Annotated in this window: 23 protein-coding genes; 8 read left to right on the top strand and 15 right to left on the bottom strand. The window is 58.9% G+C overall.

The features are described 5' to 3' along the window. Positions 1-176 precede the first annotated feature (176 nt). The gene (locus tag AC1D1F_RS15515) at positions 177-1,010 is read right to left on the bottom strand and encodes an inositol oxygenase family protein (protein WP_477677749.1); all 834 of its coding nucleotides are present in this window, start codon (positions 1,008-1,010) and stop codon (positions 177-179) included. A gap of 114 nt (positions 1,011-1,124) precedes the next feature. Between AC1D1F_RS15515 and AC1D1F_RS15510 the strand changes: the two genes are divergently transcribed. After that, positions 1,125-1,943, top strand: a complete 819-nt coding sequence (locus AC1D1F_RS15510; RefSeq protein WP_477677748.1) for an alpha/beta hydrolase — start codon at positions 1,125-1,127, stop codon at positions 1,941-1,943. Between the two features lie 21 nt (positions 1,944-1,964). Here AC1D1F_RS15510 and AC1D1F_RS15505 read toward each other — a convergent pair whose 3' ends face one another. The 14 genes from AC1D1F_RS15505 to dnaA form a co-directional block, all read right to left on the bottom strand. Continuing rightward, a complete protein-coding gene (locus AC1D1F_RS15505) occupies positions 1,965-2,189 on the bottom strand; it encodes a hypothetical protein (RefSeq protein ID WP_477677747.1) in 225 nt (74 codons plus the stop codon). A 135-nt stretch (positions 2,190-2,324) separates the two neighbouring features. Continuing rightward, on the bottom strand, positions 2,325-3,095 hold the full coding sequence (locus AC1D1F_RS15500) for an alpha/beta fold hydrolase (RefSeq protein ID WP_477697279.1): 771 nt from the start codon (positions 3,093-3,095) through the stop codon (positions 2,325-2,327). Between the two features lie 9 nt (positions 3,096-3,104). After that, positions 3,105-3,320, bottom strand: a complete 216-nt coding sequence (locus tag AC1D1F_RS15495) for a hypothetical protein (RefSeq protein WP_477677750.1) — start codon at positions 3,318-3,320, stop codon at positions 3,105-3,107. Positions 3,321-3,429: 109 nt separating this feature from the next. Continuing rightward, complete coding sequence (locus tag AC1D1F_RS15490; protein WP_477677745.1) at positions 3,430-4,230, bottom strand: SDR family NAD(P)-dependent oxidoreductase; 801 nt, start codon at positions 4,228-4,230, stop codon at positions 3,430-3,432. Between the two features lie 164 nt (positions 4,231-4,394). After that, the gene (locus tag AC1D1F_RS15485; RefSeq protein ID WP_477677744.1) at positions 4,395-4,811 is read right to left on the bottom strand and encodes a VOC family protein; all 417 of its coding nucleotides are present in this window, start codon (positions 4,809-4,811) and stop codon (positions 4,395-4,397) included. A 133-nt stretch (positions 4,812-4,944) separates the two neighbouring features. Continuing rightward, positions 4,945-5,772, bottom strand: a complete 828-nt coding sequence (locus AC1D1F_RS15480; RefSeq protein WP_477697277.1) for a protein NO VEIN domain-containing protein — start codon at positions 5,770-5,772, stop codon at positions 4,945-4,947. Positions 5,773-5,960: 188 nt separating this feature from the next. Continuing rightward, the gene (locus AC1D1F_RS15475; RefSeq protein WP_477677742.1) at positions 5,961-7,295 is read right to left on the bottom strand and encodes a hypothetical protein; all 1,335 of its coding nucleotides are present in this window, start codon (positions 7,293-7,295) and stop codon (positions 5,961-5,963) included. Beyond that, complete coding sequence (locus AC1D1F_RS15470; RefSeq protein WP_477677741.1) at positions 7,292-9,325, bottom strand: ATP-binding protein; 2,034 nt, start codon at positions 9,323-9,325, stop codon at positions 7,292-7,294. The genes AC1D1F_RS15475 and AC1D1F_RS15470 overlap by 4 nt, the downstream gene beginning before the upstream one ends. Further along, positions 9,322-10,428, bottom strand: a complete 1,107-nt coding sequence (locus tag AC1D1F_RS15465) for a DNA-methyltransferase (protein WP_477697276.1) — start codon at positions 10,426-10,428, stop codon at positions 9,322-9,324. The genes AC1D1F_RS15470 and AC1D1F_RS15465 overlap by 4 nt, the downstream gene beginning before the upstream one ends. A 284-nt stretch (positions 10,429-10,712) precedes the next feature. After that, complete coding sequence (locus AC1D1F_RS15460; RefSeq protein ID WP_477697275.1) at positions 10,713-11,339, bottom strand: 3'-5' exonuclease; 627 nt, start codon at positions 11,337-11,339, stop codon at positions 10,713-10,715. A gap of 143 nt (positions 11,340-11,482) precedes the next feature. After that, positions 11,483-11,761: a DUF3297 family protein gene (locus AC1D1F_RS15455; protein ID WP_477679074.1), complete on the bottom strand. Its 279-nt coding sequence runs from the start codon at positions 11,759-11,761 to the stop codon at positions 11,483-11,485. A 32-nt stretch (positions 11,762-11,793) separates the two neighbouring features. Then, the gene (gene gyrB / locus AC1D1F_RS15450) at positions 11,794-14,418 is read right to left on the bottom strand and encodes a DNA topoisomerase (ATP-hydrolyzing) subunit B (protein ID WP_477700768.1); all 2,625 of its coding nucleotides are present in this window, start codon (positions 14,416-14,418) and stop codon (positions 11,794-11,796) included. Between the two features lie 125 nt (positions 14,419-14,543). Next, positions 14,544-15,650: a DNA polymerase III subunit beta gene (gene dnaN, locus AC1D1F_RS15445; protein ID WP_477655973.1), complete on the bottom strand. Its 1,107-nt coding sequence runs from the start codon at positions 15,648-15,650 to the stop codon at positions 14,544-14,546. Between the two features lie 328 nt (positions 15,651-15,978). Beyond that, complete coding sequence (gene dnaA / locus AC1D1F_RS15440; protein WP_477655972.1) at positions 15,979-17,373, bottom strand: chromosomal replication initiator protein DnaA; 1,395 nt, start codon at positions 17,371-17,373, stop codon at positions 15,979-15,981. A 434-nt stretch (positions 17,374-17,807) separates the two neighbouring features. Between dnaA and rpmH the strand changes: the two genes are divergently transcribed. The 7 genes from rpmH (at position 17,808) to AC1D1F_RS15405 (ending at position 23,678) form a co-directional block, all read left to right on the top strand. Next, positions 17,808-17,942, top strand: a complete 135-nt coding sequence (rpmH, locus tag AC1D1F_RS15435) for a 50S ribosomal protein L34 (protein ID WP_007862708.1) — start codon at positions 17,808-17,810, stop codon at positions 17,940-17,942. A 53-nt stretch (positions 17,943-17,995) separates the two neighbouring features. Beyond that, positions 17,996-18,415, top strand: a complete 420-nt coding sequence (locus AC1D1F_RS15430) for a ribonuclease P protein component (RefSeq protein ID WP_477677693.1) — start codon at positions 17,996-17,998, stop codon at positions 18,413-18,415. Further along, the gene (yidD, locus tag AC1D1F_RS15425; RefSeq protein ID WP_477677694.1) at positions 18,412-18,741 is read left to right on the top strand and encodes a membrane protein insertion efficiency factor YidD; all 330 of its coding nucleotides are present in this window, start codon (positions 18,412-18,414) and stop codon (positions 18,739-18,741) included. Before AC1D1F_RS15430 ends, yidD begins: the two co-directional genes overlap by 4 nt. Beyond that, positions 18,738-20,453 carry a membrane protein insertase YidC gene (yidC, locus tag AC1D1F_RS15420; protein WP_477677695.1) on the top strand — a complete coding sequence of 572 codons (1,716 nt, stop codon included), beginning with the start codon at positions 18,738-18,740 and terminating at the stop codon, positions 20,451-20,453. Before yidD ends, yidC begins: the two co-directional genes overlap by 4 nt. 127 nt (positions 20,454-20,580) lie before the next feature. Beyond that, a complete protein-coding gene (mnmE, locus tag AC1D1F_RS15415) occupies positions 20,581-21,993 on the top strand; it encodes a tRNA uridine-5-carboxymethylaminomethyl(34) synthesis GTPase MnmE (protein WP_477697218.1) in 1,413 nt (470 codons plus the stop codon). A gap of 176 nt (positions 21,994-22,169) precedes the next feature. Next, positions 22,170-22,661 carry a Crp/Fnr family transcriptional regulator gene (locus tag AC1D1F_RS15410; RefSeq protein WP_007862691.1) on the top strand — a complete coding sequence of 164 codons (492 nt, stop codon included), beginning with the start codon at positions 22,170-22,172 and terminating at the stop codon, positions 22,659-22,661. Positions 22,662-22,913: 252 nt separating this feature from the next. Continuing rightward, on the top strand, positions 22,914-23,678 hold the full coding sequence (locus AC1D1F_RS15405) for a hypothetical protein (RefSeq protein WP_477678776.1): 765 nt from the start codon (positions 22,914-22,916) through the stop codon (positions 23,676-23,678). Positions 23,679-23,700: the final 22 nt, after the last annotated feature.

Here is a 23,700-nt window from a genome sequence, read left to right as displayed (position 1 = left end):
CGAGACCCCGCCTGAACCGAGCACCGCAGGTTGCCCGCAGCGAAGCGAAGGGACGCAGCAACCAGGGTCGCCTTTTCTTTTGCTTACTTTTCTTTTGGCGAAGCAAAAGAAAAGTGAGTAGCCGCCGGGCTACCCCCGGCCAGCAAGCCCAAGCAGATGGCACACACCCAGAACCACTACAGCTTGAGCGAAGAAGGCAAATACTTAGCCATCAAGTCCTCATAAAAAGACTTGAGTTCAGCCAACACCGGCGGCCGCTCATTCTTCGAATAAAGGTCATAAGGATTGAACCTCTGAACCCAAGGGAGGTTCGCCCCATCCTGGGCATCAGTCAAATGCCCATACCCCCCTTCCCTATGCCACGCATAAAACGAGTGATACCGGATCATGTACAGCGCCGGCAAGGGAAGGTGCGGCTTCATCAGCTGGTACAAATACTCGTCATGCCCCCACGACATGTGCACCGCATCCAGCCCGCAGCCGGGCGTATAAATGCCGTTCTCACTGTTGTAGCGCGCATCCGCGCTGTCGGTATTCAGCGCAAAGTACTCCGGATAGACGATGCGGTCTGAAAACCGGCACCCCACCGGAAAGGTATCCCCCACCACGGCCCATTGCGGCTCGCCGAACAGGCACAACACCTTGCCCAGGTCGTGGATAAAGCCTGTCAGCACAAACCAGTCCGGATGGCCGTCGGCGCGTATCGCTTCGGCGGTCTGCAGCAAGTGGCTGATCTGCGGCAGCTCGATGTCGGGATCCGACTCATCGACCAGGGTGTTGAGGAATTCCAGCGCGGCCCAGGGTGTCATTTCGCGCTGCGTGAAGCCCAGCCACTGCGCCTTTTTGGCCAGTACAAAGTCCAGCGTCTGGTGCTGGTGGTTGTTGCGATAGAAAGTGCGCACCCTGTCGAGGCCGGGCTGGGCGTAGTCGCGGTAGGCGGCCCGTTCGGGCTCGCCGGCCAGCAGGGCGGCTTGTACGGAAGGGCTGGCGGCGCTGATGGGTTGGGGCATGGCGGCGTTCATATACGGGCCATTGTAGGAAGCGCCGCCACTGCGTGCAAACCCCGCTCACGGGCCGGGCCGCAGCGGCTATATTGGCGGCAACCCCTGCCCCGGAAAGCGCCCATGCCACGCAGACACCTCTTACGCGCCCTCGCCGCCGGCCTGCTGCTGACCCTGGCTGGCCAGTCCGCTTTTGCGCAAAGCGCGGCAGCGCCCCGCGTCGTCGATATTCCCACGCGTCCCGGCGTCACCCAGCGGTTTGTCTACATCGCCCCCTCGGGCCCGCCCAAGGCCTCTGTCATCCTGATGGCCGGCGGCCATGGCGGCCTGCAGATTACCGACGGCGGCGGCTTCGCCGGGGGCGGCGGCAACTTCCTGGTGCGCACGCGCCAGCAGTTCGCCGATGCCGGCCTGGCCGTCGCCGTCATCGACGCGCCCTCCGACAAACAGTCGCCGCCCTACCTGAGCGGCAACCGGCAAAAGCCGGAACACAGTGCCGACGTGCTGGCCCTCATTGCCTGGCTGAAACAGCAATCACCCGTGCCTGTATGGCTGGTCGGCACCAGCCGCGGCACCCAGTCGGCCGCCTACATCGCCACCGAGGCCACACCAGCCCAGGGCGGCCCCGACGGCCTGGTGCTGACCTCCACCATCCTGGTCGACCCCAAGGGCCGCGCCGTGCCCCAAATGCCGCTCGAAAAACTCGCCATCCCCGTGCTCGTGGTCCACCATGAAAACGACGGCTGCAAGGTCTGCCTTTTCAGCGACATGCCGATGTTGATGGAGAAGCTCGCCAAAACCCCGAAAGCCGAACTCATCAGCGTAAGCGGCGGCCAGAGCCGGGGTGACCCCTGCGAGGCCATGGCCTACCACGGCTTCAACGGCCTCGAGACCGACGTGGTCGGCAAGATCAGCCGATGGGTGATTGCGGCAAAGCCTTGAACCTTTGAGAAGGCGGGCGGCTCAGGCCTGTTCGGGCTTGTCCAGCGCCATGTCCTTGGGGCTGCTGCCCATGGCCGCATGGTTCAGCGACAGGCTCACGCCCGCCCGCTTCTCCGCCTTCTGCGCCGTGTCCATCGCGTCCGGGTCAGGCGCCACACCCCAGGCCATGGCGGTGGTCAGCACCACCAGTGAGGGGATGGCGCGCAGGTAGCGCGGGCGGAACAGAAAGTCGGCAATCTTCTTCATGGCAGGCACTCCATCAGCAACAACAAATCAACAAGGGTTTGATGCTGCGCCGCCCGGCTTAGGGCTGTGCGTCTGCCGCGTTGCGGTTTGTAAGGAAATGCCTCAGCGCCAGGTAAAGATGCGCCCCGGAAGCCCTCATTCCAGGAAGCGGTTCACGCTCGCCATCACCAGCTCCGCCTGGTCCTTGTGCGCCTCATGGCCCGCGAAGGGAATGTTCAGCAGTTTCGCGCCGCGCACCTGCTCCACAAGCTCGAACACGCTGGCGCGCGACACCAGGGGGTCTTCATCGCCGCGAACCGCCAGCACGGGGCAGCGTATCCGCCTGACGCTGTCGCCGGGGTAGCCGTTGCCGCTGTCGTCCAGCCACATCGGCACGACGGCATTGACCAGCGCCTTGAAGTCGGGTTGCGGGTTGAGCGCCTGGTACAGCGTCACCGTCTCGGGAAATTTTTTCGTCCAGCTTTCCGCCGTGACGCCGGCCAGCAGCTTGCGCACCGGGTCGTCGGGCTTGAGCATCTTGTCGGTGCCTATGGCCACCAGCCGGTCGATACGCGCATCCGCCTGCGCGGCCATGCGCAAGGCCGTGATGCCGCCGTCGCTGAAACCCACCACGCTGTAGCGCTCAACGCCCAGGTGCCGCAGCACGCCGGCGGCGTCAAGCGCCAGCCGCTGGTAGCTCATCGCCGCCGTTCCCAGCGTTGACTTGCCGTGGCCGCGGCTGTCCAGGCCTATCACCCTGAAACGCTTCGCCAGCCGCGGCAGCACATCGTTGAAGTCCTTCATGGTGCCCAGCCCGCCGTGCAGGAACAGCAGCGGCGGGTCCGTGCTGTCGCCACGGACCTCAAAGTAGATCTTCGCGCTGTCCAGCGCCAGGTGGTCGCCGCTGTGGTGATTGAAAATTTCCACGCTCACGCCTCAGCGCCCCGTCGTGCCCCGGCGCGACTGCAGCTGGTTGCTGCCGCCCACATGCGACTCCCGGTCGCTGCGGCTGTTGGCCGTGCGCTGGCCTTCGTTCTTCTGCGTGGGCTTTTGTTCGCCCATCTGGTTGAAGTCGTTCTCGACCTTGCCGCCGTGGCCTGATGAGGCCTTGGGGTCGGTGTTGGTGCCGGTGTTGGTGTCTTCCTGCTCAATGGTCGGGTCGGCAGCGGTGCCGCTGATGCCCACGCTGCGCTGGATATTCGGTTTGCCGGGTTTGTTCGCCATGGTGTGTGTCTCCTTGTGAAGGGGTTTGAGAAAAAGTTCAGGCGTGTTCAGCCTGCGTCGCCGTGCCCGGCTCGGCGATCTTGCGGTGCTGCTCGGCCGAGACCTGCGAGGGCGTGACCTTGGCCATCGCCACCTCCAGCTTGTTCTTCAGGCCCGCCACCACGTCGGCCTCGCCGTCCATCATCGCCTTGAAGCCGATCTTCGCGACCTCGGCCGGGTCCATCTTGCTGTCGGTCGCGACCTTGGTGTCCAGCATGCCGGCCCGGGCAAAGAACTCCGTGTCCGTCGGGCCCGGCATCAAACAGCTCACCGTGATGCCCGTGTCCTTGAGCTCGTTGCGCAGCGCCGCCGCGAACGAATCGATAAAGGCCTTGCTGCCGTTGTAGACCGCCTGGAAGCTGCCCGGCGTAAAGCCCGCGATCGAACCCGTCAGCAGGATGCGGCCCCGGCCCTGCTGGCGCATCGCCTGCCCCACCTTTTGCACCAAATAAATCGTGCCCGAGATATTGGTGTTGATCACATGCAGCACCTCGGCAAAATCCTGGTCCAGGAAGCCGTGGCCCAGGCCGTGCCCGGCATTGGCCAGCAGCGCGTCCACCGTGCGGCCCCGCACGGCCGCCAGCAAGGCCTCCAGGCCCTCGCGTGTGGCCAGGTCAACCTGCACCGCATCCACCTGCGCGCCCAGCGCACTAAAGTCCAGCACGGCGGCATCCAGCGGCTGGTCCGCCGCGATCACCAGATCAAAGCCGTCCTGGGCCGCGCATTGGGCCAGGTGGTAGCCAATGCCCGAAGAAGCGCCCGTGACAATCGCCAGCGGGCGAAGCGAAGAAGATTCCATGATGGAGGCCTCCAGAAGAAGAAAAAGGGTTGAACACACGCCGGCGATGCTGGAAAGCCGGCCCGTATCAACCCATTCTGGAAACCCCGAAAACCCGACGGTGTCAGACAGCGCCCCGTACCCCCGCGCGACAAGGCGAGGCCCGGCGCTTATTAATCCGTCAGTCAGCCCGCAGCGGACATGTCCGAAAACTGCGCCTCGATCTTGTGCCCATCCAGGTCTCGCACAAAACAGCCGTAGTACTGCGGCCCATACATCGGCCGCGGCCCCGGCGCGCCAGCCCCCTGCCCACCCAGCTCCAGCGCCTTGGCATAAAAGGCATCGACCTGGGCCTGGGACACAGCCAGGAAGCCAAAGTGCGAGCCATTGCCCACATGCGCCTTGCCCCCGTCATGCGGCACACCGACCCAGAACTCCGGATACGCGCGGCCAAACGCGATGGCCCCGGGGTGCTCCATGATCACCTTGATCCCCAGCGCGCCCAGCACGGCCGTGTAGAAGGCCCTGGCGCGCGGGAAGTCGTTGGTGCCTATGGAGACGTGGGAGATGATGCTTTCGGGGAGGGCGGGGGTGTTGGGCACGGGCTTTGTCCTTGTTGGTTGGGAGAGAAAAGCTTAGCGAGCGACCCAGCCATTTGCAATGAATATGCCCGCCGTTCGGCGGGCTTTAATAGGTTTCACGACTTGTGATCAAGGCCTCCGGGACACGTTTCTTTCAGCCGAAGCTAGCGCGATAAGAAACAGGGTCAAGAATGCAATGAGCCGCCGGATCGCCTTGAAGCGAAAAGGCTCTCGGCTTCAATCGGAACTCAAACACACGGTAAATGTGGAACTGGCTTTCATTGAGTCGCGCAAATGCCAGTTCCGAGTTGGTAATAAAAAACGGAGTTGCCACACCAAATGCTGTGGTCTTCACTTCTATGAATTTGTCTTCGCCACTCGCATTAAATGAATGGATGTCGTAGCCAAGGCCATCACCTTTGGTTGTAGATACCCAATCGACCTTTGCAGCAAGCCGAGCTTCCCCGAATTGGCGTAATCGCCAGCGCTCGTACTCCAAAACAAACTCCTCACCAGCCCGACCAAGAGATCGGTTTCTAGCTTCGCGCTCAAGGTAATCCCTGCGGATAGGCGTAAACGCGTAGGCAGGCTCCTTTGCACGTGGCGCTAGTTTTGGGGGCTCACTTATTACGTTCGCGAAGTCTGTTGGTATCTGGGGCAGTGCTGGCAATTGGACTGCTGCTAGTGCGGCTTCATCAAGCCATGGTGCTGCGGCGATTTGTTCGGGTACGACGGAATCAAGAAGTCTTTGGTAATTCCACAATGGCTTATAGCCAGGCAAATAGTGAAAACCAAGCTTCTCGACCACCGCACTGATATTTGCGCGTTTTCTTTCGACTGACGCATCGTTGCGCCCAGCGAGCTTAGGAAGTAACTCACTCCGTCGCTGGGCTTTATTGACTTGTTGTCCCGAAAAGTGGGCAGCCAGCATCGCCAGGTAGTCGGCGACAACAATTTCGACTTCCTCTCGGGACCAATCCATCAACTGCCTCTTTTTATCTAGCGCCTCAACCAGAAGAAAATCCGTGGATCACGCGCCCATCCTTAAATCACTTATCCCATTCCTGCAGCTTAGTCATCAGCTGCATGGCCAGGGCATGGTAATCCATACACCGTCCAAACCACTCGCCATCGCACGCCCAGTTATGTCAACAACACAACGCTTCGCGTCTACGCGATCGACGATTTAGCAAAACTCTCTAAGATTTTGCTGCTGGGAACCGCAGCTAAGCTAACTAATTTGTTAGCTAGCGCTATTGGCAACAATGCGTTCTCGTACATGTCGCATTTGAGTTGCTCGATGTGCGTGAGGATGGCCCGCAAATTTGGTATATCTCCCTCAACCGGTTCTGGTTTGAGCATCTCTACGGGCAGGGAAACAACATACATCTGCCCACCTCGAGTTTTAAAAATAACTTTATGCCCATAGTAGGAAGTTACTGCATAGGGTCGTGTCAAACCGGCAGAGGGAGGTGTTATGTATTTATAAATATACGAGTTACCCAGCACGATAAAAGAACTAGCAGGCATCACTTGCTGAATCTGCCTCGCGTGCTCAACAAATGCGCCACTCTTCTCAAGTCCAGCAAGAAATACCCCGCTCGAATTAAAAAGCCAAGACATCAAATCCATCATTGGAATGATGAGTCGAGACGTGTTTCCAAAGAAACCCGTCGGCCGATCCATGATCATCAAGGACCGGCGCATACCTCCATCAAATCGCATTAAATTTCGAATCAAATGCAGAAGGATGAGATGTTCCACAACTCCAGCGACATAGCCACATATGCCCGCAGCACCCGTCTGCTCGTCAATACGTTCGTGAAGACGGAAAGCATCTATTAAATAAAGCGTCGCACCGGTCTGATCTTGGAACGTATAGCCAGACTTCATATCCAGCTCTTTGAAAACGAATCCACCTTCACCATGCGGCAAACTGGTGAGCTCGTACTCGCCCTCTTCGATTGAACGAGCGGCACCTTTGTATTGACGAAACAAGAACCACGCGAGAGTGTCCATTAGAGGCATTGATTCGCCCAACTTCTCCGCGCAAAGAAACTCATGCAAAGTAAGCCGTACAGAATCCACAAGTGATTCGCAATCATTCCGCCGCGTGTTAAGAGTGGGCAGTGGAAATTTCACGCGGTCAATATTCTTTAGCCGCGCCATGTCATCGGGGTCGGGGTGACGCGAGACTTCTAACTTACGTAGTGCCTCGAGCGTAAAGTGCACCGCCCCAAACTGAAAGAAATGCATCGCCGAGCCAGGAAATCCCTGTTTTAGCGGGGATTCCGTATATCCACCATCAATTGCAAATACATCAGTGATGCTAGTCTCTATCGGCTGAAACGGTATCGAATAGTCAGAAATTGAGTCCAATGAAACCGTCGGTGGAATATGCAATTTTCCGACTAGCGCCTGCACCCGCACATCATTAATGATGTGATGATGTGCCGCCTTGGACGCATATTCAATTGGCTTCGGCCCAGGGCTGGAGTAGGTCATTTCGACTCCGGGGCAAACCTGTCTACTTGCATGGGGATGACAAACGCGTTGCTATAAGTTTTTACGCGCGCAAAACCTTTATCTGTTTCTTGACTGAACTTGAGAAGTGAGTCACCAAAATCGCTGAAGTCGTAGTATTTTTTTAGCTCGCGAATTTCATCCGCGTTATTCAAATGAGAGATGAACCAATTCTGTGTATTTTTTAGAATATTGCCGCTTATAGAACTCACCTCCTGAGTCGCAAACACCAAACCCAGCTGCAACTTCGCTCCTTCCTTCGCCAAACGGTTATAAATCTGCGAGAGATCTTTATCCGCTTGCTTAGGAAACAAGTTGTGTGCCTCTTCGAAATAGAACTGGACGAAGTTATTTGGCAGGTTAGACGTAAACCGCCTCATTGAGTCGCGGAACACATGACGGCTAATTCGTTCTGAGTACATGCGCTGCAACTCTTCCTCACCACTTGAAAGGTCCACAATTACGATCCTTCCCTTCCGAAGATTTGAAAGAATGTCCTCTTCAAATGGCGCCTGATCAACGCTGGTGTGAAGTGCGGTGAGGCCCCTCAACGCAAGGTATCCAGAACAATCCGGTCCGTTCCCGGATTTTCTAGCCCTAGTCATCATGACTAGCAACGCTTTTAGATCGTCATCGGCCCATTCCTTACCGCCCTTATCCTTCTTGTACTTCGCGAAAAGTCCCGTGTCGTCATCATCATAAATTTTCCAGAATCGCTCCCACCAGTCAGCGATTTCCGCTAGAGACAGCCCCTTCCCGGGGTCCACTTGATCATTTACTAGCTTACGAACTTCAGCATTGGCTGTGAACTTCAACTGGAATCCAGTTGGCGCTTTAAAACCCGCGCGATGCAATATCGCGTGATAAACCGAAAGTCTCCGGTCATATCGGGTTTTAGCTGAGACATCGGTGTTGTAGTCTTCCGGTTTTTCAAGAACAACCGATCTAAATGCAGCCATGAATCGAGTGCCGTCGTCCGCCACGCTTGGGTGCGACCGAATGAGTTCGAAGCCACTCGATACTTCTTTATAAAAATTGACCTTTAAGACCTTAAAGCCGTCTTTCTCGACTATTGAATAGCGCTCTGTTTTTTCCTTGTACAAATCAAAAATCGCAGTCCCCGCGTCTTGAAGGTTCGCGTTGGCGTACTCACCGTTCATATCGAACACCAGCTGGCCGACAGGATATTTCGGTGAGCCATCGGCGGTAAATGGTTTAACGACCTCTTCAACGGACTCTTTCGCCACGTCAAGAACCAACGCAGCTTGTTCGCTTATCTGCTCATTTGCCTGGATGATTTTTTTTATCGTGTTGGACTTACCTGTACGCGTCATGCCAAACAGACCCGTCCTCTTTCCCGCAAAGTCGGTTGCCTTCACATAGATAGGAACCTCCTTTTCCGCGGCTTTGAAGCGCCTGCTTGAGCTGTAACGAACATGTCCGATGCGAATGTCTCCGGATCCTCCTGGAACACCAACCTCTCTGAAATTAACGATAAATTTCAGTAAATCAGACGTTGGTTTCACAACGGAGTAGTTGTGAGCGCTGAAGAAATTTTCCACGTCGGCGCCGAATCTCAACTTTCCATCATCCAGATAAAAACATCCCAAGATGGAACAAGATAGCCCACTGAATGAAAAGTCATACCGTGTGAATTGGTCTAACTTACTTCCCATAGTGCTGCCCGTTCGAATATTCTCTTTGTAATACTCGACCATCGCCCCAACGACGTCCCGCTCAGTGGGAAGAGGGGCAGGTTCACGGACCCTAAGGAGAAGAGCTTCTTCCAAATGAGGCTGCCCGGGGTCACAGTCATAGTAGGCAAGCAAAAAGCATCCTTGCGGAATCCCTTTTGCCTTCTCCTTCCACGCATCTCCAACGACTATTTTTGCTGTTGAAAAATCCAAATGAAAAGGGCGTCCTACGAACGCCCCTGTATCCCACTCCCAATCGTTGCCTTGCGAGCTCCGTTTGAAAAGATCGATGCCACCTAACTTTTCCGCTACGCTCATTTGAGACCTCCTTCTTTTTCCGACAACAAGGGATCCTTGAATCGCAATTTAGATTGCCGAACAAACTCGCGCTGAGCGTCAATGCTTAGCCATTGGCGCCCCAGCAGTGCAGACATATATCCTGTTGTGTTACTCCCTCCAAATGGGTCCAACACCAAATCTCTTTCATCGGTTAGATACTGAATGAAGAAGGAAGCTAGCCCACCGGGCATGCGTGCTGGGTGGGGTGTGATTTTTGCCTTCTTGCAAGCCTTGTGAAAAAAATCTGTCGAGGAATTATTTGCAAGCGAAAAGGCATTCGGCAATCGAACGATTCTTCCATCTTGCATACTTTCCAGTTCAAAAAAGTTATGCGCGATCGAGCCGCCCTGATCTTTCAGAAAACCCGTATCGCTAATTTGGTGTGCAGATGGCCGGCGTCCTGCGTTGTAGGCTCCCTTTTTTAGGAGGCTCTTCATTGCATTGCTATAGGGCCTCAGGACCTTCGTGTTATCAGCCTTGGGGAAATCTGACTTCGCAAGCCACCATACGTGTGTGAAGCTATCAACCGTTCTTATGCGGTCAACCGTAACCCAAGATGCCGGAGACGGCAGACGCGATGGGTTGTAGCAAACAAATTGCTGAATAAGACGAAGGCCAGCGGTGGGATGTTTAGCAAAACCAAGAAGCGCTTCCAAATGCAAAAGCGATTGAACAGGTCTTCCAGGTTCCCAGCTATTTCCGAGCTCAATGACTATCGAACCATTTGGCGCCAACATTTCTGAAAAAACGGGCGCTAACTCCGTGAACCACTTTAAGTAGTCGTCGCCTTTTAAGTTGCCATAGCTCTTTTTGTCATTCAGGGGATAGGGTGGTGAAGTTAAAAGAAGTTGAACTTTTCCCTTAACTTTCTTAAACGCATCCGAGCTAAGTAACTTAACCGAATCACCAACATAGTAAGCCCCACCATGCGTTGCGTACGCTTGCTTAGTTGTGTTGCTTGAAGGTAGCTGAATCAGTCTCTTTTTCTTTTTAACGGCTAGATCAAGGATTTCTGGGATGCTTTCCTCGGGCGCAACCAAACAATCTTCTTCCATCTTGCGCTCTGCTCGTTTTCGTTCCATATCCCCTCCCACATGGCATCTTTATAGAGATACGCGTGAAAATTTCTGAACAGTGAATACTTGCCGCGTGACCTGCTTATCAGAGGCTCATTCCAATTTCGGCATTGGCAAAATCAGGTGCTCATCACGCCGCTGAGCGTATTAGCCCACGCCTTCACGTCAACCGTCTGCGGACGACCTTCTGCGGCTTAGGCTCAAAGGAAAAGCGCTTGATTACGCATAACCATCGCATAGTAATCCATAGCCCCTAGAGCTCACAAGCTATCTCATCCAGACGCCAATATTCACGTATCGGCGTACCTAGCCATCAACGCCCCCACCCCCGGCTTGGCACACCGCTGCAACGCCAGCAACAAACCATGGTCAGGCCTGGCCACCCGGTGTCGGCTGCGCAAGTCATCCTGGATCTGCCCCAACAAGGATGCCGCCATCTCCGCATCGGCCATGGCCCTGTGGGCGCGGCCGGCTTTGGGCAGGCGGTGGTAGTCGATCAGCACGCCTAGCTTGTGGCTGGGCGCCTGGGGGTACAGCCTTCTGGCGACCAGCATGGTGCAGGCAAAGGGTTGGCTGGCTGCCTTCTCCCCTGCCAGGCCCAGCTCGGCTTCCCAGAAGCGGCGGTCAAAAGAAGCGTTGTGGGCCACCATGGGGGCGTTAGCGACAAAGCGGCTGGCTTCCCTCATCACGGTATCGGCCGCGGGTGCGGCGGCGACCATGGCGTTGCTGATGCCGGTCAGGCTTTCGACAAAGGACGGGATGTAGCGCCCGGCGTTCATGAGGCTCTGGAAGCTGTCGACCACTTTGCCGCTGGCCTGGTCCACCAGCACGATGGCGATTTCCGTCGCACGGTCGCCCATCGCCGGCGAGAGGCCTGTGGTTTCGAAGTCGATGACGGCGATGCAGTTGCTGCTCATAGCTTGCCGTCGTTGTGTTTGTTGTTGTTCATGCAAAGAAAAACACCATGAATGGACTCATGTGAGAGCTCACTCATGGTGTTCATCAAGGTCCGATCAGCGAATGCACCGAGCGGGCCAGGCCTTGTTGTTCGCTTACCTACTTATTTATAAAACGACTCGACCTTGCCTTTGAGCTTGATCATGAAGGGGTTGCCTTTGCGGTCGACCTTGTTGCCGACGGGGACCTTGATCCAGCCTTCGCTGATGCAGTATTCGGCGACGTCAAAACGTTCTTTGTCGTTAAAGCGTATGCCGACGTCGTGTTCGAAGATGGCTTTGACGAAATGCGGGCTGCGCTCGTCGGTCGAGAGGTGGTCGGGCAGCGCCGGGCGTTCGGTGGATGCTGCTGCTGCAGTTGCTGTTGTGATTTCTTCGGTCATGGGTATCAAAAGGCTGGTTGGCGTTTGTTGGCTTAAACGTCGATGTTGGCGGCGCGCAGCGCGTTCTGCTCAATGAACTCGCGGCGCGGCTCGACCTCGTCGCCCATCAGCATGGTGAAGACGCGGTCGGCTTCGATGGCGTCGTCGATCTGCACGCGTAGCAGGCGGCGCACGGTCGGGTCCATGGTGGTTTCCCAGAGCTGGGCGGGGTTCATCTCGCCCAGGCCTTTGTAGCGCTGGCGTGCCGTGGCGTTTTCGGCCTGGCCGATGAGCCATGCCATGGCCTGGCGGAAGTCGCTGATCTTTTCTTCCTTCTGGCGTTCGCCTTCGCCGCGCATAACTTTCGCGCCTTCGCTGATCAGGCCGCGGAAGGTGGCGGCGGCTTCGGCCAGGGTGGCGTAGTCGGCGCCGTGCACAAAGTCTTGTGTCAGCACGCTGCTCTTGACGTTGCCGTGGTGGCGGCGGCTGATGCGCAGGATGGGCTTGTCGTTGCGGGTGTCGAACTCGCCGGCCACTTCGGCGGGCGTGCCGGTGGTGTTGAGTTCACGCAGCTTGGCCTGCAGGGCGACGGCGGAAACTTCAGCGTCGGCCACGGTGTCGAGGTTCAGGCTCACGCCGTCGGCGATGGCGCGCAGGGCTTCGGCATCCATAAAGCCGCGCAGGCGAGCAATGACGGATTCGGCGAGCTGGTGTTTGCGGGCCAGCTCGGCCAGGGTGTCGCCGGTGAGGGTGGATTTTTCGTCGGGGCCGGTCTGCACGCTGGCGTCCTTGAGGGCGATGCGCAGCAGGAAGCCGTCGAGGGCGGCCGTGTCCTTGAGGTACTGCTCTTCTTTGCCGGCCTTGACCTTGTAGAGGGGCGGCTGGGCGATGTAGATGTGGCCGCGCTCGACGAGCTCGGGCATCTGGCGGTAGAAGAAGGTCAGCAGCAGCGTGCGGATGTGGGCGCCGTCAACGTCGGCGTCGGTCATGATGATGATGCGGTGGTAGCGCAGCTTGGCAACGTTGAAGTCGTCGGTGCCGGCCGTGCCGCCGACGCCGCCGGCCTTGCCGATGCCGGTGCCCAAGGCGGTGATCAGCGTCAGGATTTCATTGCTGGTCAGCAGCTTTTCATAGCGGGCTTTTTCGACGTTGAGGATCTTGCCGCGCAGGGGCAGGATGGCCTGGAACTTACGGTCGCGGCCCTGCTTGGCGGAGCCGCCGGCGGAGTCACCCTCGACCAGGTAGATCTCGCACATGGCGGGGTCTTTTTCCTGGCAGTCGGCGAGCTTGCCGGGCAGGCCCATGCCGTCGAGCACGCCTTTGCGGCGCGTCATGTCGCGGGCCTTGCGCGCGGCTTCGCGGGCACGCGCGGCTTCGATGATCTTGCCGACGATGATCTTGGCGTCGTTGGGGCGTTCCTGCAGGTAGTCGTGCAGCAGGCGGCTGACGATGTCTTCAACCGGGCCGCGCACTTCGCTGGAGACCAGCTTGTCCTTGGTCTGGCTGCTGAACTTGGGCTCGGGCACCTTGACGCTGAGCACGCAGCACAGGCCTTCGCGCATGTCGTCGCCGGTGACCTCGACCTTGGCTTTTTTGGCCAGCTCGCTGTCGTCGATGTATTTGTTGATGACGCGGGTCATGGCGGCGCGCAGGCCGGTCAGGTGGGTGCCGCCGTCGCGTTGGGGAATGTTGTTGGTGAAGCACAGCACCTGTTCGCTGTAGCCGCTGTTCCACTGCATGGCGACTTCGACGCCGATGTTGGTGCCCTGGTCGCTCTGGCGGTCGCCCATCGCCGCGAAGACGTTGGGGTTCAGGATGGTCTTGCCTTTGTTGATGAAATCCACAAAGCCGCGCACACCGCCGGCGCCGGAGAAGTCGTCTTCCTTGCCGGTGCGCTCGTCTTTCAGGCGAATGCGCACGCCGTTGTTAAGGAAGCTCAGTTCGCGCAGGCGCTTGCTGAGGATTTCGTAGTGGAAATCGTTGTTCTCTTTGAAGATGTCGGTGTCGGGCAGGAAGTGGACTTCGGTGCCGCGCTTGTCGGTGGCGTCCATGACCTTCATGGGTGACACGTCGATGCCGTCGACCTGTTCGATGATGCGGTTCTGCACGAAGCCGCGCGAGAACTCCATGACGTGGACCTTGCCGTCGCGGCGGATCGTCAGGCGCAGCATCTTGCTGAGTGCGTTGACGCAGCTCACGCCGACGCCGTGCAGGCCGCCGGAGACCTTGTAGCTGTTCTGGTTGAACTTGCCGCCGGCATGCAGCTCGGTCAGGGCGATTTCAGCGGCCGAGCGTTTGGGCTCGTGCTTGTCGTCCATCTTGATGCCGGTGGGGATGCCGCGGCCGTTGTCGGTGACGCTGACGGAGTTGTCGGTGTGGATGGTGACGACGATGTCGTCGCAATGGCCGGCCAGGGCTTCGTCGATTGAGTTGTCGACGACCTCGAAGACCAGGTGGTGCAGGCCGGTGCCGTCGGAAGTGTCGCCGATGTACATGCCGGGGCGCTTGCGCACGGCTTCCAGGCCTTCGAGGATCTGGATGGAGCCTTCACCATAGGCTTCGGACGCGCCGGCCTGGTTGGTGTCGATCTTGGGCTGGAAATTGGAGCTTTCCTCGGTGGCTGCGCCTTCGGACACATGCACCTGTTCGGCTTCGTTCACTTTGTTTTCTTCAGTCATATCCGGCTTCTCTTCCGATCTTTTTATCGATCATTTATCGAATTGCTTCGATTTCTTCAATCTCTTGAATGACCAAACCCGCGGAAGGTCGCGGGTCTGTCTGGGTTCTGGAGGTGTGCTGTGCGCTAGATGCGCATCGGCATCACCACGTATTTGAAGGCCGCATCGTCGGGGATGGTCAGCAGCGCGGAGCTGTTGGAGTCAGCCAGTTCGATCTTCACCATGTCCTGGTCCATATTGGCCAGGGCGTCGATCAGGTAGGTGACGTTGAAGCCGATTTCGATGGCGTCGCCGCCGTAGTCGATGTCGAGCTCGTCGACGGCTTCTTCCTGCTCGGCATTGTTGGAGGCCACGCGCAGGGTGCCGGGCTCGATGTTCAGGCGCACACCCTTGAACTTCTCGCTGGTCAAAATCGCGGTGCGCTGCAGGCTGGCCAGCAGGGGCACGCGGCCCAGGGTAATGATGTTTTTGTGGTTCTTGGGGATCACGCGGTTGTAGTCGGGGAACTTGCCTTCGACCAGCTTGGTGACGAACTCCATGCCTTCAAAGCTGAACTTGGCCTGGTTGCCGGCGAACTGCATCTCGATGGCGCCCTCTTTGTCGCTGAGCAGGCGCTGCATTTCGAGCACCGTCTTGCGCGGAAGGATGACTTCCTGCTTGGGCACTTCGACGTCGAGCATGGCCGAGGAAAAAGCCAGGCGGTGGCCGTCGGTGGCGACCAGGCTCAGCTGCTTGCCTTCGGCGACGAACAGGATGCCGTTGAGGTAGTAGCGGATGTCATGGACGGCCATGGCGAAGGAGACCTGGTTGAGCAGCTCCTTGAGCACCTTTTGCGGCACCGAGAAGCCGGGGCCGAAGTTGGCGGCTTCCTGGACCAGGGGGAAGTCTTCGGCGGGCAGGGTCTGCAGCGTGAAGCGGCTTTTGCCGCCCTTGAGGATCAGCTTGTTCTGCGAGGACTCGAGCGAGACGGTCTGGTCGCTGGGCATGGAACGCAGGATGTCGATGAGCTTGCGGGCACCCACGGTGGTGGTGAAGTTGCCGGCATCGCCGTCGAGCTCGGCCGTGGTGCGGATCTGGATTTCGAGGTCGCTGGTGGTGAGCTGCACTTGAGCGCCGGTTTTGCGGATCAGGACGTTGGCCAGAATCGGCAAGGTGTGCCTGCGCTCAACGATGCCGGCGACCGATTGCAGTACCGACAAAACTTTATCCTGGGTTGCTTTCAGAACGATCATGACTTCCTCTGTATATATCTTTAATTCTTTAATTCAAATTAGTAGTAGTAGATAAGGGCAGCGCCAATCTGTGGATAGCGCCATTTTCCCCTTTTTGATCAACCACTTGGCGTTTGTTTAACCATGTGTCCAGATACCGTGGAAGCCTGCTGCCGGATATGAACAACTTTCGATTGTCATCTGCTTCTGTGGATAAACCATGGGTTGTTCAAAAGTTGTCCCCAAACTTGTTGCGAAGGCATTTAAGCCGGGGATTGGGCCTGAAAAACTGAGCGCTAAAGGATTCATTTGCCATATTTGCGATGGGTGCCATATAGAGGGAGCGCTTTCAGCCCTTCAGGGTCTGCTCCAGCACATGCAGCTGCTGGTTGAGTTCGGTCATCTGCTGGCGCTCTGCGGACATCTTGCGGACGGCGTGCAGCACCGTGGTGTGGTCGCGGCCCCCAAAGAGCTCGCCGATCTCGGGCAGGCTCTTCTGGGTCAGTTCCTTGGCTAAATACATGGCGATCTGGCGCGGCCGGGCGATGCTGGCGGGCCGTTTCTTGGAATACATGTCGGCGACCTTGATCTTGTAATAGTCGGCGACGGTTTTCTGGATGTTCTCGACGCTGATCTGCCGGTTCTGGATGGACAGCAGGTCGCGCAGGGCCTCCCGGGCCAGCTGGATGGAGATTTCCTTGAGGTTGAAGCGGGAGTAGGCCAGGATCTTGCGCAGCGCGCCTTCGAGCTCGCGCACATTGGAGCGCACGTTCTTGGCGACGAAGAAGGCGACTTCTTCGGGCATGGAGGCGCCTTCGGCCTCGGCCTTGCGGATCAGGATGGCGACGCGCATTTCGAGTTCGGGCGGCTCGATGGCGACCGTGAGGCCGGAATCGAAGCGCGACACCAGGCGCTCGTGGATATCCGTGAGGCCCTTGGGATAAGTGTCGCTGGTCATCACAATGTGCGACTTTTTGGTCAGCAAGGCCTCGAAAGCGTTAAAAAACTCTTCCTGGGTGCGGTCCTTGTTGGCGAAGAACTGGACGTCGTCAATCAGCAGCAAATCCAGGGAGTGGTAACGCTCCTTGAATTCATCAAAAGTCTTGCGCTGGTAAGCTTTAACCACATCTGAAACAAACTGTTCAGCGTGGATGTAGAGAACTTTGGCGTTGGGGTTGTCGGCCAGCAGTTTATTGCCGATGGCGTGCATCAGATGGGTCTTGCCCAAACCGACGCCGCCGTAGATAAAAAGCGGGTTGTAAAGCTGGCCCAGGCTGCTGGAAACATGCAGCGCGGCGGCACGGCCCATGCGGTTGGCCGTGCCTTCAATCAGGGTGTCGAAGGTCAGCGCGCTGTTGAGGCGGTTTTTAAACGGCGCGCCGGCGGCTTCTTCGGGCACGCCCAGGCCGACCGGCTCGGGAATATTCGAGCCTTCGAAGCTGCGAATCAATGATGCAGATTTTACGGGCGCTTCACGAGGAGCGAGCGCTAACTCAAGCGGTATGCTCTGGCCGGAAATCTTCTCGAGCAGGGCTGAAATACGGCCGGCGTACTGTGCGCGCACCCAGTCCAGCTTGAAGCGATTGCCCACCAGAACGGTGACTTTGGAGAGGTCGGCCGCGACGTTGACCACCAAGGGACGGATCCAGGTGTTGAACTGCTGCTCGGGTAATTCCTGCGCCAGATGGTCGACGCAGCTTTGCCACAAGTCCTGGCTCAGGTTTTGGACGGATGCCTCACTCATGCTGGTTTTTGCCGGGTTGCCGGCCTGGCAGAAGAGGCCGGGCGGCGTGTCGCTGCTTGTGGATATTGTTAATTTTGAGCACCGGCAATTGTAGTCCGGACGGGGAGTTATCCACAAAATAATTGCTTCGGGTTTCAACCTATTTCGGGCTCCCCCAGCGGGGGTTCGGCCGGCTCCGGCGGCGCCCGGCGGACCGGCCAGGGGCTTCTCAGCCTTTACCCCCAATGAGCGGGCTAACTTGTTGCCAGCGTTGGGAAATCTGCGATAATCATGGGTTTCCCTGATTCGCAGCGGGTTTGATACCTGTTTGCAGACTTGCAGAGTTGGTTGTGTTGTACGGCCACCAAGATCATTCGAATCGCCCAGGGGGAAGCTTTGCAGCTGACCGGCTAACAAGCTAATAGGCTGACAAGCAAACAGGACCAGGACTCATCATGAAACGCACATACCAACCTTCCAAAGTCAAACGCGCCCGTACGCACGGCTTCCTGACGCGCATGAAAACGCGCGGCGGCCGCGCAGTGATCGCTGCACGCCGCGCCAAAGGCCGCAAACGCCTGGCTGTCTAAGCCTGTCGTTTTTGCTGGCCATCCGCAGTTTTTCGAACTGACGCCTGGCGCTCGTGCAGCGGCTTCAAACCCGTTCCCAGTTCCAGGCAGTCCTTGCCGGCGCCATCGTTGCAAAAACAGTGCATTTCGCATTGCACCGCAATGCGCTCGATGCCCAGCCCGTGCAAGCCGAATCCGGCAGCCTTGTTGATGTCCCCGCGGCAAGGTCGCTGTTCCCCGTCCAGGACGTCTGGCTCGGGGCGATGGTTCCCAAACGCTGGGCCAAACGGGCTGTCACGCGCAACGCCATCAAACGCCAGATCTACACCGTGAGCGCTGATTTTTCGCATCAGTATCCCCAGGCCGCGTATGTGGTCCGCTTGCGGCGTGATTTTTCGCGCAAAGAATTCATCAGCGCCACTTCCGAGCCGCTCAAGCAGGCCGTGCGCGCCGAAGTCCAGGCCTTGATGCAGGCGGGGGCCAAAGCGCCATGAATCCCGTGCTGGCCGCCGCCGTCCGCCTGCCGCAAACGCTGTTGATCGGCCTGGTCAAAGGCTATCGCCTGCTGCTCAGCCCCTGGCTGGGCTCGGCCTGCCGCTTCGAGCCCACCTGTTCCGCCTATTCCCTTGAGGCGCTGCAGCAGCACGGCGCTGCCGTCGGCAGCTACCTCACCTTGCATCGCCTGGCCCGTTGCCACCCCTGGTGTGAAGGCGGGCACGATCCGGTGCCGCCGGCCGCCTCAGCGGCGCGTCCTTTCTCTCTCTTTTCCCGCCTGGCCACACCCGTGGCCCCTACCCCTTCTAAAAAGACGCCGTCATGAACGACATCCGCCGCACCATCTTGTGGGTGATTTTTGGTTTCTCCATGGTCCTTCTGTGGGACCAGTGGCAGGTTTTCAACGGCCACAAGGCGACCTTCTTCCCCTCGAGCACGCAGTCCGCCAAGGCCCCCGCCGTGGGCGCCTCCGCACCGGCTGCCGGCGCCTCGGCATCTTCGGTGCCCGCGCCCCAGGCTTCTTCGAATGCGGCTCCGGCCACGCCCGGCGCCGTGCCCGCAGGCGCCCCGAGCACCGCGCCCGCGGCGACCAAAGAGCGTGTGGTGGTGAGCACCGACGTGCTCGCGCTGACCTTTGACAGCGAAGGCGGCACCCTGGTGCACTCGGCCTTTGCCAAATACAAAGACCAGACGCACAAGGACCAGGGTTTTGTGCTGCTGGATGAAAGCGCCAACCGCGTTTACGTGGCGCAGACCGGCCTGATCGGCAGCGGCAGCCTTCCCACGCACAAGACCCTGATGAAGGTCGTCCCCGGTGAGCGTTCGCTCAAGGAAGGCCTGAACGAGCTCGAAGTCAAGTTCGAGTCGGCCGACGTCGGCGGCGTCAAGCTGGTCAAGACCTATACGCTCAAACGCGGCGCCTACGACATCGCGGTGCGCCACGACATCGTCAACACCGGCACGGCGGCTGTTTCGCCGCAGCTGTACCTGCAGCTCGTGCGCGACGGCAACAAGCCGCCCGGAGAGTCCTCCTTCTATTCCACCTTCACCGGCCCGGCGATATACACCGATGCCAAGAAGTACCAGAAGGTCGAGTTCAAGGACATTGAAAACAACAAGGTCGACGTCGAGAAACAGGCCAGCAACGGCTACGCCGCCATGGTGCAGCATTACTTTGCCTCGGCCTGGATTCTGGGCGACGGCGTCAAGCGCGACCTGTTTTTCCGCAAGGTCGACACCAACCTCTACGCCGTCGGCATGATCACGCCGCTGGACGTGATCGCCCCCGGTACGACCAAGACCATTGATTCGAAGTTCTTCGTCGGTCCGCAGGAAGAAAAAACCCTGGAAGCCATTTCCCCCGGCCTGGAGCTGGTCAAGGACTACGGCTGGCTCACCATCCTGGCCAAGCCCTTGTATTGGCTGCTCGACAAGCTGCATGGCTTTATCCACAACTGGGGCTGGTCCATCGTGGCGCTGGTGCTGCTGCTGAAGGTCGCTTTCTACTGGCTCAATGCCAAGGCTTACGCCAGCATGGCCAAGATGAAGGCCATCAATCCCAAGATCATGGAAATGCGCGAACGCCTGAAAGACAAGCCGCAGGAAATGCAGCAGGCGATGATGAAAATCTACCGTGAGGAAAAGGTCAACCCCATGGGCGGCTGCTTCCCGATCATGATCCAGATCCCGGTGTTCATTGCGCTGTACTGGGTGCTGCTGTCCAGCGTCGAGATGCGCAACGCGCCCTGGATCCTGTGGATCCACGACCTTTCAGCGCCCGATCCTTTCTTTATCCTGCCCGTTGTGATGACGCTCACGACCATGCTGCAGACGGCGCTCAACCCCGCGCCGCCGGACCCGATGCAGGCCAAGCTGATGTGGTTCATGCCGCTGATCTTCAGCGTGATGTTCTTCTTCTTCCCGGCCGGCCTGGTGCTGTACTGGATCACCAACAACATCCTGTCGATCGCGCAGCAGTGGGTCATCAACACCCGCATGGGCGTGCCGCCACAGTTCAACCTGCCTAAATTCAGGTAAGGCGGACAGGGAATAAAAAAATCGGGCCGCTTCGCGGCCCTTTTTCTTGGGAAATCGCCTGGGGGGCGGGCCCTGCCCTCAGGCGGCCCCGCCGGGCGTTTGCCCCTTAATATCTACCTCTACCACCATGCTGGCCCGACACCACGACCCCATTGTTGCCATTGCCACCGCGCCGGGCCGCGGGGCCGTGGGCATCGTGCGTGTGTCGGGCAAACACATCGCGCCCGTCATTGAAGCGATTTGCGGCCGCGCGCTGCAGCCGCGCCAGGCAAGCTACCTGCCCTTCCGGGACGCGCACGGTGCGGCCATAGACCAGGGGCTGGCCCTGCATTTCCCGGCGCCGCATTCCTATACCGGCGAAGATGTGCTGGAGTTGCAGGCGCATGGCGGCTCCGTGGTGCTGCAGCTGCTGCTGGCGCGCTGCCTCGAAGCCGGCGCGGTGCCGGACCCGGTGACAGGCCAGGCGGCGGTGCCGCGGCTGCGTGTGGCGCAACCCGGCGAATTCACCGAACGCGCCTTCCTCAACGACAAGATAGACCTGGCGCAAGCCGAGGCGATCGCCGACCTCATAGACGCGAGCACCGAAACCGCGGCGCGCTCGGCGGCGCGTTCGATGTCGGGCGAGTTTTCGCTGGCGGTCAACACGCTGCTCGAGCAGCTGATCCATTTGCGCATGCTGGTCGAAGCCACGCTGGACTTTCCCGAGGAAGACATCGACTTCCTGCAGAAGGCCGACGCGCAGGGCCAGCTTGAGCGCCTGCAAACGACGCTGGCCGGCGTGATGCAGCGTGCCGTGCAGGGCGCGCTGCTGCGCGAGGGCATCAAGGTCGTGATCGCGGGCCAGCCCAATGCGGGCAAGAGCTCGCTGCTCAACGCACTGGCCGGCGCCGAGCTCGCCATCGTCACGCCGATTGCCGGCACCACGCGCGACAAGGTGTCGCAGCTGATCCAGATCGAAGGCGTGCCGCTACACGTGGTGGACACCGCCGGCCTGCGCGAGGCGCTTGATGAAGTGGAAAAAATCGGCGTGGAACGCGCGTGGGCTGAAATCGCCAGCGCCGACGCCGTGCTCTTCCTGCATGACCTGACCCGGCACACCGCTGATTACCTGGCCGCCGACGCGCACATCGCGCAGGTGCTGGGCCGCGAATTGCCGCGCAACACACCCATCATTGATGTCTGGAACAAGTCCGATGCGGCGGGCGCGGAGCTGCTGGGCACGATCAGCGGCGGAGTGTTGATCTCCGCCAAAACCGGCGCCGGCCTGCAGGACCTGCGCCGCCGGCTGCTGGAGGTCGCGGGCTGGCAGGCGGTGCCTGAAGGCGTGTTCATGGCCCGTGAGCGCCATGTGCGTGCTTTGAACCAGGTGCAAGAGCAACTCGTGAAAGCCGGCGCACAACTTCATGCCGTGCAACCGGCGCTGGATTTGCTCGCCGAGGATTTGCGGCAGGCCCAAATGCATCTCGGCGAAATCACCGGCACGTTCACGCCGGACGACCTTCTGGGCGAAATTTTCTCGAGATTCTGCATCGGAAAGTAATGAACCGGCGACAGGCGGGTGCCGTGCACGGACCAGCGGTCACAGACCCTCGGTAATGGTCAAAAATGGCCTTCTCTCGAGGGGAAATTACAAAATCAGACCCTCCTGTATCAGGTGTAAGCGGGCGTTAGTGGCCCTTGCTGCGCTTGTAATGCGAAGGTATCTTCCGTTGCACTATGAACGCTCCACTCCCCGCCGCCATCCGTTTTGACATCCAGGGCCTTGCCCAGGCCATCCTGCATTGCCACGCCAGCGATGCCTTGCGGTGCCAATTCAACCAGCCGCACTGGGACATCCTGGCCAGCTACCTGCAGCCCTTTGCGCTGAACAGCGGCCAGGTGTTGATGGAGCAAGGCGCGCTGGACCGCACGCTGTACTTTGTCGAAAGCGGCACCTTGAGTGTTCATTACGAGGATGAAAAAGCGCGTGTGCGCATGGCGCTGGTCGGCGCCGGCACGGTGCTCGGCGAAGGCGCGTTTTTCTCGCACATGCCGCGTAGCGCCACGGTGCATGCTTCCACCCCCTGCAAGCTCTGGTGCCTGACTCCTATGCGCTTCCTGGAATTGGCCAACCGCCACAGCCCCATCGCACTGGAGCTGACCATGGCCATGGGTTCGGTGATGGCCAAGCGCCTGTACAACCGTCCCAAGCGCGTCGCGGTGACCTGAGGCGAAATGCGGGCGCATTCATAGCTCGCACAGCAGTTATCAGAAGACGGCTTCTTGAAAACTAAAGGTTTCGTCGACCAAATGGCAAACCGGCAACGCGCGTGATTTTTTACCGTGCGGTGCTGCGGGCGATTCGATAAAGTCATCCTTAATCAACCGCCAAACAACAGCGTTCCGGATTTGTGGGCATTGCTTACAGACTTGGCGCCCCGCCTTGACGGAAAATGCAGTTTCATTACAAGAACGCCGAACATGTCTTTTCTACACTGGTTTTCCAGCAAGCCGCAGCAAGCCAAATCTTCTTCCGCGGAGGAGCACAAGCGCGCCTCCGCCGGGCGTGACAAGTCACCTCCCTCCATCCCGGGCCGGCTCCCTGTCGAACCTGTCATGCCCGGTGACGGCACCAAGCTCAAGCGCCATGCCCGCCGCGAACAGTTGTATATCGCGATTCGCGAATCCATGACACGCTCCGGCGTGCTGTCCGCCAGCTATAAATTCAAGGTGCTCTCGCTGGACCAGCGCGGCAACGAGTTCCTGGTCATGATGGACCTTGCCAAAGCCTTCGGCCGCCCCACGGAGCAGCTCGGTGAGATTGAAACGCTGATCATCCAGAATGCCAGGGCGCGGTTCGAAATCACGGTGCCGGCGGTGTACTGGCGCATCGATGAAACAGCGGTGGTGGTCAAACCCAAGCCCCTTGCCCAGGACGCGCCGCCACAAAGCGCGGCAGTCCCCGCGGCCGCCGCGGCCGATACGGTGGTCAAGTCCGCCAGGCCGGGCGCTCCGCGCTACGAGCCCATCCAGGCCGACGAAGTGGCCGCGTTCAAGCAGGCCCTGCAGGCCGCGTCCGCCCAGGGGCCGGCCGCCGCCGCGCCCGAGAACAACGCCAAGGACGGGGTCAAGGTCAAAAGCGGACCGCGTTCCTATGCATTGCTGACCGGCTTCGAAGACACGGAGATGCCGGAATCGCCGGCTTCGCCGGCGCTCAGCAGCACGCAGTACGGCGACCTGATCTAGGCGCTCACTGCGCCGGCCGGAC

Source organism: Polaromonas sp. P1_H6, assembly GCF_056405195.1.
The sequence above is the reverse complement of the archived record's forward strand: the minus strand, read 5'-3'. Positions and strand labels throughout refer to the sequence as shown.